The organism is Pseudomonas sp. RGM 3321 (assembly GCF_022836805.1).
In the GTDB taxonomy this organism is placed as follows: Bacteria; Pseudomonadota; Gammaproteobacteria; order Pseudomonadales; family Pseudomonadaceae; genus Aquipseudomonas.
Genome location: NZ_JALHBH010000095.1, coordinates 69,484 through 81,295, shown reverse-complemented (window position 1 = coordinate 81,295; position 11,812 = coordinate 69,484). Strand labels below are relative to the sequence as shown.

8 protein-coding genes and 1 pseudogene are annotated in these 11,812 nt (G+C 55.4%); 7 read left to right on the top strand and 2 right to left on the bottom strand.

What is annotated here, in order from left to right:
• Both RGM3321_RS06120 and RGM3321_RS06115 read left to right on the top strand, forming a co-directional pair.
• The coding region (locus RGM3321_RS06120) for an IS3 family transposase (RefSeq protein ID WP_244392047.1) at positions 1 to 168 on the top strand (168 nt) is incomplete at its 5' end.
• Positions 149 to 726: pseudogene (locus tag RGM3321_RS06115) on the top strand (hypothetical protein). The gene RGM3321_RS06120 and the pseudogene RGM3321_RS06115, both read left to right, overlap by 20 nt.
• 64 nt (positions 727 to 790) lie before the next feature.
• Here the strand turns inward: RGM3321_RS06115 and RGM3321_RS06110 are convergent.
• Positions 791 to 2,734: an autotransporter outer membrane beta-barrel domain-containing protein gene (locus tag RGM3321_RS06110; protein WP_244392046.1), complete on the bottom strand. Its 1,944-nt coding sequence runs from the start codon at positions 2,732 to 2,734 to the stop codon at positions 791 to 793.
• 603 nt (positions 2,735 to 3,337) lie between these two features.
• Between RGM3321_RS06110 and RGM3321_RS06105 the strand changes: the two genes are divergently transcribed.
• From RGM3321_RS06105 to RGM3321_RS06095, 3 genes are all read left to right on the top strand, one after another.
• On the top strand, positions 3,338 to 5,167 hold the full coding sequence (locus tag RGM3321_RS06105) for a hypothetical protein (protein ID WP_244392045.1): 1,830 nt from the start codon (positions 3,338 to 3,340) through the stop codon (positions 5,165 to 5,167).
• A 50-nt stretch (positions 5,168 to 5,217) separates the two neighbouring features.
• Positions 5,218 to 7,851, top strand: a complete 2,634-nt coding sequence (locus RGM3321_RS06100; RefSeq protein ID WP_244392044.1) for a hypothetical protein — start codon at positions 5,218 to 5,220, stop codon at positions 7,849 to 7,851.
• A gap of 91 nt (positions 7,852 to 7,942) precedes the next feature.
• Positions 7,943 to 8,401, top strand: coding sequence for a hypothetical protein (locus RGM3321_RS06095; RefSeq protein ID WP_244392043.1), 459 nt, complete (start codon positions 7,943 to 7,945; stop codon positions 8,399 to 8,401).
• 1 nt (position 8,402) lies between these two features.
• On the opposite strand, the gene RGM3321_RS06090 is transcribed toward RGM3321_RS06095, so the two are convergent.
• Entirely contained in the window at positions 8,403 to 9,092 is a 690-nt protein-coding gene (locus RGM3321_RS06090; RefSeq protein WP_244392042.1) for an alpha/beta family hydrolase, read from the bottom strand.
• 666 nt (positions 9,093 to 9,758) lie between these two features.
• Here RGM3321_RS06090 and ccoN point away from each other — a divergent pair.
• The gene (ccoN, locus tag RGM3321_RS06085) at positions 9,759 to 11,201 is read left to right on the top strand and encodes a cytochrome-c oxidase, cbb3-type subunit I (protein ID WP_244392041.1); all 1,443 of its coding nucleotides are present in this window, start codon (positions 9,759 to 9,761) and stop codon (positions 11,199 to 11,201) included.
• Positions 11,201 to 11,809, top strand: a complete 609-nt coding sequence (ccoO, locus tag RGM3321_RS06080; protein ID WP_244392040.1) for a cytochrome-c oxidase, cbb3-type subunit II — start codon at positions 11,201 to 11,203, stop codon at positions 11,807 to 11,809. Before ccoN ends, ccoO begins: the two co-directional genes overlap by 1 nt.
• The last annotated feature ends 3 nt before the right edge of the window (positions 11,810 to 11,812 follow it).

Genomic DNA, 11,812 nt, shown 5'->3' with positions numbered 1-11,812 from the left:
TTTTTCCTGAACCTGAAAATGGAGCGCACCTGGAGAAAGGATTACGCCAACCTCGGCGAAGCAGTAAAGGACATCACGGATTACATCGTGCGGTTCTATAACGAGGGGCGATTGCACTCGACACTGGGCTACGTGCCGCCCAATCAGTATGAGCGGCAAGCGGCCTGACGATCACCGATTGAGGTGTCCGGAAAAAGTTGACCACTACAAAGAACAATCCACGGATGTAGCGGCGCGCACCCAAAAAGAACAAAACAATCCCAACAGCGCGAGCACTGTTCAAGAAGCCCCCCCCACCAGAGCCTCTACCGACACGCGAGCCCCCTCCATCTTCCATCCGATATTTCCGACACGCTGAAAGCACCTGTGCTGCCTGACATCGATCCTGATTCCATCAGTCACGAACAGGCACATGCGGGCATCACCATTCATATCCCAGGGTCAGTCAAAATGTGCTGGGGTGACGAAATCCGTTTTTATTGGGGAAAAAACCTGTCATCGACCACGCTTTTCCATCGGGTGGGCGAAAACAGCGTGATACGTGTGCTGTGTATTTCCTACACTTTCACGCCCTATGTTCAGTACGGTCTGGTTGACCTGTATTACGAGCTTTATCGTGATCATCGACGGATCGGCACATCGCCAGTGCTACGGGTAAACGTCAACTACGCGGTGCCTGTCACCTCCCGACAGAGACAACGCAAACGCAGGTTTACCGATCAATAACTGAAAAGCCCCCGGTGATCACTCACCGGGGGCTCTGGTGTTGCTCAGGCACTGGCCTCAAGAATCAGAATGCCAGGCGCAGCCCCACATTCGCCCCCCAGGGTTGCTCGATATGCCGACCTTTCATGTAATCGAAATCTGCGTGCAGTTTCAGACGCTCGGACAGCGACACCGATACCCCGGCGCCCAGTTCGCCGCGCGAACCGAACAGGCTGTTATCGAATTTCACATCGTTGGCTTTCACCTCGTTGCGGCGCGAAAACTCCTGTGCAATGGCGACACGTACATAAGGCTGCAATACTCCGCCATCCTTGAGCGCAACACTGCGGCCCAGCGAGGTACCCACCTTGCCCAATACCGACTGGGTCTGGTCGTTCTTCGCCTTCATGCCGTTGTCCAGGCGCAGTTCCTGCCCCTGAACGACAACACTGGACAACTGAGCGAAGGGCTCAAGGAAGTAATCGTCCGCCAGCTTGATATGGCGGCCGAACTCTACCCAGCCCCCTACCCCGTTGTTGGTGTAGTCACCCTTGGCCTTGCTTGCATCGCTCATGGCAACATCTGCCTTGTTGCGAAAGCGGTTGAGTTTGAGCACGCCGTCAACGTAGTAGCCATCGTCCGACAGCCAGGTGGCATAGGCGCCTGCATAGTAGCTGTCGACTTTACCCGTGGTGCCATGGCTCAAATCGATACCGGACGTGCTGTACCCTCCCAGCACACCCACCACCAGCTGGCCGTTGCCGACCTCGACGGGCGCATCGGCACCCAGCGACAGGCCACTTTGTTTCTGCCGGTAGTCGACACCGTCACTGGTCGTGGCATTCAGCCTGTTGCCATAGGCACGCATCCAGCCGCCCGCCCTGCCGCTTGCACGAACCTCACCCATGCGCGAACGCAAGGTAGAGAGCTCACTCATCCAGATAGCAGGTGCCGCGCTGTAAAGGGCAAGCGCGCTCTGGGTCGAAGGGCTTATGACCTTGTCTTTACCGACGATGAACCAGTCATTGCCCTGCTGCTCCAGCAAATACGAATAGGCGCCCAGGTCAACCCGCCCGCCCAGGAGGCTGAATTGCGCGTCGCCACCTTCGGTATGCACCACCTTGAGCGGTGCCATGTCGGCAGACACAACCTCCTCCCCCGTGTTGCGCACCCGCAAGCCAAACTGCCCACTGGCCTGGCCGATGACGTCAATGAGGTCTCCGACGCCGTTGTCCAGATCCACGCGCAAGCCGAACGTGCCACCCCCTGACAACTCATTCAGCGAAAGGGTATGAAACCCTTCACCAGCAAACGAAACCCTGCCCCCGTGCAGGGAAAGCGACCTGACGGCATTGTCGCCCTGCATCTGCCAGTGACTGCCCGAGGTAATCGCCAGACGGTTGCCATTGACGATGTCGCCGTTCAATTGCGCGCCGTTTTGCAGCGTGATGTTCAGGGTGCTGGTGTCATCGGCGACAAGGTCGCCGTAGAGGGTGCTGTTGTCGACGTTGAAGTTGGCGGTGCTCTGGTTCAGAACCTCAAGAAGCATGCCATTGCCGGACAGCAGGAGGGTGTTGTTCTTGATCTCAATATCCGCAAGGTGGCTTATACCCTCACGCCCTTCCACCCTTATGGCGGCTCCTGTCAGCCCTTCGACGGTAGAGTTGTCGATGCTCATCTGACCGTGATTGAACTGCGTTCCATCACCCACTGTAAGACGTGGGTGAGTGAACCATACCCCGTGAGACAAGCCTTTTATATAGCTTCGGGAAGTGATGTCAGCGCGAGCGCCAAAAATGCCAACGCCCCAGCCAGTGTGTCTATCAACGTCATCCTGCAGCGAGCTGACCTGCGTATTGCTGATCAGGGCCGAGGCGTCCTCGACAACGGTAATGCCGCCCCCTTTTCCCTCAACGACACTGTGTTCAAGTGTCACGTTCGAGTCGCCCTGCACGATGAGCGCTACCCCGCTATCGCTGAGGACGGTGGAGTCTTTAACTGAAACTCGAGCGTCGCCGTCAGACAACATTCCATCCTTGACCAGGGTATTGCCCGTTAATTCGGTCCTTCCGCCATAAGAAGAGATACGTTTGATCGCAGCCCCATCGGAATGAAGGTATCCAGTACCGTATACAGAGTAATTATCAAATGCGCTGGCCGCATCCACATACTCTGTCCGGTCGCTGACAATCTCCCTAAGCGGAGAGTCAGCCATCACGTGAGTCGATGCGAGGCACACAATAGCGCCCAGCCCTGCCCTGTAAAGCCCACACGTTCCAATAAAACAATCAGCCACAATAAGAAACTCTTAACATTCATAGGACTTTTATTGTGGCTTCACCGCTAGCGGATACAATTGATTTCCACTAACAAACAAGTAGTCCAATTCCGAAAATTTAGTAGTACCTTTCCCACAAAATATCAGGCTAACCAGATTAGACAGCCAGCCTACATCCATAAAAATACTTATCAAAAGAGCATTGACAGCCGCTCAAAAAGCCTATTACTTAAAAATCCAGATGAAGCCAAAAGCTTATTTCTGACGGCCAAGCGCCCCTGGAATTATCGTTATCGACTGACGGCGCCAGGACACTCCTGCTCGTCAATAAAAATCAAATAGAGGAATTTCGACATGCGTCAAAAAAACGATTTTTACACACGCAGCCCCAATCAAGAACCGACGCTCATACCACCATTTGTTCCTGTCGCCGATGAAGCGGACGGACTTATAAAAACTGCCGATCTTGCCAATGACATCATCGTCGAATTTCCAGTCTGGGAAGGTGCCAGGCTTCAAGACTTTTACCAGTTGCAACTTAATGGCAATAAAGTCGGTTTAAAAGGTCAACTGGTACCTCTTCCACCGGTCGGAACGTTACTACGCTTGACCATCCCCGTCGACACCGAACTGAAAGACGATGGCGCGTACAAACTTGACTACTTGACGATCGGTTATCCCAGTGGTGCCGAGCAATCGTCCCAAATCAAAACGCTTGTTGTCGACCGCACCGCTCCGGGCGCCCATCAACTGGGTTATATGGATTTTCCGGCCGGGGCCAAAGATGGCCTGACACTTGAAGAGCTTCAGTCTATGGGCGGTGTATTGACCGGTAGCATTTTCGGGTATTCGGGACTGAATCGCGGCGACGTTATCAAAACCTATTGGGGAAACGTGCCCGGTCCAGAGCTTGAACTGAACGGCCTGGAAGATGAAGGTCAAGCGATCGAGATCCTGTTTACCCAGGAGTTTCTTACTGCTCTCGGCAGCCCTGCAGGCGCAACCTATTACACGGTGACAGACCGGGCCGGGAACACGTCTGCCGAGTCTCAGAAGATTACCATCCCTCTGTTTCTGAACGACGTGACGCCCGGCCTACCTGCTCCGGTTATCGATAATAACGACGGCGTGATTGATTACGCAGAGTCAGTGGCCAGCGTCGAGGTGAAAATTCCTTTCTCGTCCTTTTTGATGGAAGGCGATCAGATTCTCCTGCACTGGGGTTCTGAAGAGTTAGGGCCTGCCGCTATTGCCGTGGAGGACCTGGACGAACCTTTCATTCTGTTTTTTGATGTCCCGTATCTGATCATTGAACAGGCTCAGAGTGGTCTGCGCGATATCAAGTATGACGTCATTAGAAATGGACAGGTTACCGGTACTTCAGACCCTCTTGAGGTGCTTGTCAACATCGAGCTGCCCGTGCCCGGCGTTCTCGACAAACCGACGATCAAAGGTAGCAGCAGCACGCCCAGCAACGAAGACAACTTTATTGATGAGAACGACTTTGAACTTGACGCCACCGTCTTGATTAACTGGAACCCTCTCTTTAAGGCCAATCAGATCTTGACGGTCTTTTGGGGCGACCAAGAGGTATTGGAACAACCCTACACGCTTACCAACAGCGACGTCGTCGCAGGCCGTACGCTGTTGCTCACTGCGCTGAACAGTAAGTTCACCGCCGTGGGCGCAGGAAACGACATCAGAGTTTATTACACCGTCAAAACCGAGGGTAATCCCAATCTCTCCACGTCATCAGAGCAGGGCTTGATCGTGCGTTCAAAAAATGAATTACCGGGTGGCCCGGACGGACCAGAAGCGCCGCAATTTATGTCGCTGTCTGCCAACGGCACGCTCACCTTTGAAAACAGTGCGCAAGGCGCCTCCATTTTTATCCAACCCTATTTAAATATGGCCCCAGGACACGTCATTGTCTTCACCTATGAAGCCTACAACGAGCTGGTGGGCGATGATAAAAAATTCGAATGGTCAGTCACGTCACCGGCCCTCACTCAGGAAGAAGTCCAGAACGGCGTTAATATTCTGGTGCCCCGTACTGTATTGAACCAGCACTGTTATGGGCATGCCGAGATCAGTTTCCAGGTAAAAAGCACTATGGGCCAAGGTAACTCGAAACGCGCCAGCGCCTACGTCGATATGCGTGTCGGTGGACTCTGCAGAATTTGACCTCGCCTGAACTTTGCCATTTATCTTTAAACAAGAAAAAGAGAACATCCATGAACTCACTACAGACTTCACCTGCACTGCCTGTTCCACTGCCCTTGAGCTATAACCCTCAAGGCATTGGCGATGTTGACGTAGCAGACCCCGCCAAGCCGATAGAAATACTGATCGGCCCTATCAATCTCAAGCCAAAAGATCGCATCGACCTGTTCTGGGGCACACACAATGAGGTTATTGATACCTACACACATTCTTCAGACTCACCGAACACCAATGGCTTTTTTTCATTGTATGTGGATACCCGCTGGATACAGTCAGGTCTTACTGATGTCAACTACCTCTATACGCCATTTCCCTCCAATGCCCAGGAACATTCGCCTGTTAACAAAATAGTCGTCAAACTGGAAATCCCCGGTGGTCGGGACCCCGACCCAGCCACACCCTATGAGAATGAGAAGCTCAACATTCCGACCGTCAACCCCTCTGGCGTGATCACCTCACCTGAGGGGGTAAGCGTTACCCTCGACGCTTACGAAAATATGGCTGCAGGGGATTCGATTTTCATCTATTGGCACGGCATCAGAGTCGAACACCCTCCTCTGACAGCAGACCAGCTTGGTAAACCGGTCACTGTTAGTATCGACAAGCAGATTATTATCGAAGCAGGGGACTCGGAAAATATTGTTGTCCGGTACGATGTCAGGGATATCGTCAATAACTGGTCACGCTTCTCTTTCCCAGCCTATGTTGCAGTCGAGGCTGGCAACTCCAGCCTGCAGGCCCCTATCGCCCCACAGGCGCCCAACATGGAGCTTGATCTCGATAAGCTGGCCGGCGCAGATGTTCAAGCGCTCGTGCTGTCACATGCCAGTATCGCCACCGGTGACATCATAAACTTCGTGATGGAGCGTAACACTGCAGAAGGCATTCAGCTGGAGTCCTTCACCGCATCAAAAGTGGTTCAGATACCTGGCAGCTTCGTGGAGTTTCTCATCCCCAATGAACAGTTCCATCCCATCGCACAGGGCCGGGCGCGTTTGAAATACACAGTGATCAAAGGCACTGGCGAGGCATTGCGTTCAAAGAGTCTGACTCTCGCAGTACTCGGTCAACCGCAGCAACTGTCATTGCCACATGTCCAAGGCGTCACCAATGGAATTCTGAACCCTGATAGTCACAATGTGATCACTCAGGTGCCGCCTTATTACTTTATGGCGGACGGCCACGACATCAACCTGGTATGGATTGGCAAGGCTGCCAACGGTGAGACGGTCATGCATCAGGAGGTTAAAAACCTGAATACCGATGATATCGGCAAGGGCATCGAGTATTTGATCCCGGATGAAAAGGTGAGTGCATTGGCAGGCGGTTCACTTGAGGTTTACTACACCGTAACCACCTACGCGAGAGCGTTCTTCAAATCGCCCATACTACGGTTGCTCGTGGACGTGGATAACAGCAGTCCGCTGGAAGCTCCTGCCGTAGACAAGCTGAGTGCGGACGGCATTCTCGACCCGGCCGATATACCACTCGAAGCCATTGTTCGCGTGTTGCCTTATCGGGCAATGGCTGAGGGAGACAAAGTCACCATTCACTGGGAAGGCGGTGATGCAGGGGGCACCTACAGCACATACACCGTTATCAATACAGGAACCGTCAACAGGGAAACCGTATTCCGCATTCCCAAACGGTACATCGATGCCAATCTAAACGGGCAGGTACAGGTCTGGTATACGGCGCAACATGGAGACAGAATTGCTGAATCGCAGAGATTGGCAATTACTATCCGTGAGATGGTGGCACTGCCCCTCCCCACCCCCACCCTAAAAGAAGCCACCGGCACCACGCTCGACCCGGTCAACGCTTCATCCGGTGCAACCGTGGTGATCGACGCCACCGCCAACCTGAAAGCCGGCGATCAGGTGATCGTGCAATGGCAAGGGCCGAACGGCAGTGACACCAAGGAAAAGACCCTGTCGAGCGCAGAAGCCGGCAAGACGCTGGAGATGCTGTTTGCGTTTGCTCTGGTGACGGCAAACGCCGGGCAGACAGTGGCGGTTTCTTATGTGGTCAATCGCGTCAACGGTCTGGTGCAGGTATCCGGCACGCTGGCCTTGCAGATTCTGGCGGCGCAGCCCGAACTGGGCCTGGACACGTCCCCGGTCACCCTGGCCGGCAAGGTCTATCTGCTTCCAGGCTACCCAGACCTGCTGCCGAACTTCCCGGCCGACACCACCCTTAAGCGTCAGGCCAGCGGCGGACAGGCACCCTATCAGTACACCTCGAGCAACCCGCTGGTCGCGAAAGTGGACAGCAACGGGCTGGCTTCGGTTCGAGGCAACGGCACGGCCACCCTTACGGCGACCGATGCTTCGGGCGCGAGTAAGAGCTACCTGATCACCGTCACCGGCGTCATCCATTGCATCGGCCTGGGCAGCGGGAGCTTTTCTCAGATCAGCAAAAACGCAGGCAACAACGGCGCGAGGATTCCGACCATTCACGAGCTGGTGGAGATCTATACCCTGTACGGCAATCGCTGGCCCATGGGCAACGGTAATTATTGGTCGTCCACTGTTTCAAGCGCCGGCATTGGGGGCTGGAACTGGTACTACGTGAAGAACATGGTCTCTGGTGGAAACTTCAAGTTGAAGAGCCACAACTCCAGTCTTGGCGTTGGCATCAGATGATCGAAAACTGATGAACCTGTAATCATCAAACAGGGTGTTACCCGAGAGGACAACGCCCTGCTTCTATTCATACGTTCTACAGAGTCAGGCCATGCACCACACGACATCCCCAGCCAAACGCTTTGTTCGTCCACCGTCTTGTGAAGGCAGTTTTCAGGCCAGCGTCAACAAGCGACCGTTCAAGGTGCTTTCCCTTGCGGGCCAGTTGACTCTGCGGGCAGAGCTGGAGCAGGCCCCCGATCAGTGGGTATGGAAGCTGATCGTCGACGGCAAGGTGGGCACAAAGCGAACGACTATCGGGCTGTTTCTGGACAGCAACCTGAAACCCGGTGATCACGATCTGCCAGGCCATGCCCAGATCAAAGTGATTTACAGCGAAACGCAGCACCGGCAAAACACCCTCTATCATTCAGCACACTTTCAAAACGGCACCCTGAACCTGTTTGAAGCCAATCCCTATACCTTGCGCCTGCGCGGACGCTTCAGTTTCAGCATGTCATCGATCAATTTCGAAGTGGCCAAAGGCTTTTTTGACGTACGTTGCCGATAGCTCAGGCGCGCAGAAAACGAGCAATCACTTGTGCCGACTCGACCAGGCATTGTTCATGGCTGATACCTGCCACTTTCAATGGTTTGAGGTCGTGATTGGCGGTCGGCAACCAGTGCAGTTGAATGGCGCTGGACAACGCATAACCCTCCACTGCTTCGCGATTACCCAACGCATCGCGTTCGCCCTGAACGATCAGAGTAGGTGCCTTCAGTTCAGCCAGATGGGCCACGCGTGGCTTTTCCGGCTTGCCCACGGCGTAGAACGGATATCCCAGGCAAACCAGCGCATCCACCTCCAGCTCATCGGCGATCAGGCTGGCCATGCGCCCGCCCATCGACTTGCCGCCAACAGCCAGTCGCCCAGCCACAAAAGGCCTGACCAAGGCATAGACCTCTCGCCAGCATTCCAGCAATTGCGCCTGCGGATTGGGCGGACGCTTGCTGCCGCCGTGACGCCGCAGGGCCATGTAAGGAAACTCGAAGCGCAGGACGCTGACGCCTTGCGCCGCAATATCAGTGGCCATGTGGTTCATGAAATCGCTGTCCATCGGTGCGCCTGCGCCATGCGCCAGCAGCAAGGTGGGCGCCTCCTGCGCTTCTGCCAGCAGGGTGGGCGTCCATAACCAGCCTTTTTCGTTGATCAGTTGCAGCCATTGATCCTTGCCGATGCCGGACTGTGGGCCTTTGCTCATGCTTGCCTCGTTCAGATGAGTCTAAGAGTAGCCCGCTACTATAACCGCGAATACTGCGTGAATAGCGCAAGCGCAGAGCGCGTGGACGCACCGACAGGCCCTGCCGGACAGCCACCATTCAGGTCCGCCCGGTTAATCTGCCAAGGTGCATAAGGTAAAAGTACCAAGGCGATGAGCGCCCCAAACCTGACACCGCCGGGCGGTTTCATTGACGGTACTGGCCTCGCACAATTGCAACAGAACCGCTGAGTCGGCCGCCAGAGTCATATGCCTGCTCAGGCCAGTTTGCTGGGCTATGACAGATGCAGCCGCCGATTGAACATACGTGACAGTCTTTGCGCGAGTCCTGATCAACTCGTCTGTACGCGAAGGTCGCCACCGCTTTGCTCCAATCCAGCGGCGATGCGTGAACTCCGCACCCTGCAACGGGGTGCGGAATACTCGCTGACAATACAACGCAGATTATCCGCTCCGCGCTGCGGCTTCCCACACCCTTCTTTCAAAGCTAAACTCGCCGACACACGTCTGCTGCAACCATTTGACGCTCGCTAATGTGCCTGTCTGTTCCTGCCCCTGCCTTTTCGTGTGCTTCGATGCCATTTCCAGCGATGCATCGCCCGAGCCCGATTACGTCTGCGGTCAACATCTGAATCGTGGAAGTCTGTAATGAACACAACAACCAGTCCGACGACCTACAACTACACAGTGGTGCGCCAGTTTGCCATCATGACCGTGGTCTGGGGCGTGATCGGCATGAGCCTTGGCGTGTTCATCGCTTCGCAGCTGGTCTGGCCGGGACTGAACCTGGAACTTGAATGGACCACCTTCGGACGCCTGCGGCCGTTGCACACCAACCTGGTGATCTTTGCGTTCGGTGGCTGCGCACTGTTTGCCACCTCTTATTACGTGGTGCAGCGCACCTGTCAGACGCGGCTTGTTTCCGATGGCCTGGCGGCGTTTACCTTCTGGGGCTGGCAAGCCGTGATTGTCGGCGCCATCGTGACGCTGCCGATGGGCTATACCACCACCAAGGAATATGCCGAACTTGAATGGCCGGTGGCAATTCTGCTGGCAATCGTCTGGGCCGCCTACGCTGCAGTGTTTTTCGGCACCATCGTCAAACGCCGGACCCGGCATATCTATGTCGCCAACTGGTTTTACGGCGCATTCATCGTGGTGACCGGCATGCTGCACATCGTCAACCATATCTCGTTGCCGGTCAGCCTGTTCAAATCCTATTCGGCCTACGCCGGAGCGACCGACGCCATGATCCAGTGGTGGTACGGGCACAATGCCGTAGGGTTTTTCCTGACTACCGGCTTTCTCGGCATGATGTATTACTTCGTGCCCAAACAGGCCGAACGCCCGGTGTACTCCTATCGTTTGTCCATCGTGCACTTCTGGGCATTGATCACGCTATATATCTGGGCCGGTCCGCACCATCTGCACTACACCGCACTGCCAGACTGGGCACAGTCGCTGGGCATGGTCATGTCGATCATTCTGCTGGTACCCAGCTGGGGCGGGATGATCAACGGCATGATGACGCTGTCGGGTGCATGGCAGAAGTTGCGGACCGATTCGATACTGCGCTTTCTCGTAGTCTCACTGGCGTTCTATGGCATGTCGACCTTTGAAGGCCCGATGATGGCAATCAAGACCGTCAACTCGCTGTCGCACTACACCGACTGGACCATCGGTCACGTGCATGCCGGGGCACTGGGCTGGGTGGCGATGATTACCATTGGGTCGGTTTATCACATGATTCCGAAACTCTACGCCCGTCCGCACATGCACAGTGTCGGCCTGATCAACACGCATTTCTGGCTCGCGACCGTGGGCACCGTGCTGTACATCACCTCGATGTGGGTCAATGGCATTACCCAGGGCTTGATGTGGCGTGCAGTGAACGACGACGGCACGCTGACCTATTCCTTCATCGAAACCATGCAGGCCAGTCACTCGGGCTACATCGTGCGGGCAATCGGTGGTGCCATATTCACCAGCGGCATGCTGCTGATGGCCTACAACGTGATACGTACCGTGCGCGCCTCTGACCCGCAGGCGGCCGAGGCCGCTGCGCGCATTGCCGTCGTGGGAGCGCATTGATGAAACATGATGTGCTCGAAAAAAACATCGGCCTGCTGGCCTTCTTCATGGTCGTTGCCGTGAGCATCGGCGGGCTGACGCAGATCGTCCCGCTGTTTTTTCAGGATGTGACCAATCAACCGATCGAAGGCATGAAGCCACGCAGCGCACTTGAAGTAGAAGGCCGCGATGTGTTCATCGCCAATGGTTGCGTAGGCTGCCACTCGCAGATGATCCGGCCATTACGCGCCGAGACAGAACGCTACGGGCATTACTCGGTGGCGGGCGAAAGCGTCTGGGATCACCCTTTCCTGTGGGGCTCCAAACGCACCGGGCCGGACCTGGCACGGATCGGCGGTCGTTACTCGGATGAGTGGCACCGTGTGCATCTGAATAACCCTCGGGACGTGGTCCCAACGTCGATCATGCCCGCCTATCCGTTTCTGGCCGAGAAAAAGATCGACAGCACGCAGACGGCGAAAAAGCTGCAAGTGCTGCGTACCCTTGGCACCCCGTACACGGACGCGGACATCGCCGGTGCGGCGGCGACCGTGCAGGGCAAGACCGAAATGGACGCGCTGGTGGCCTATCTTCAAGGCCTCGGCACGCTCATCAAGAGCAAACGGTGAACC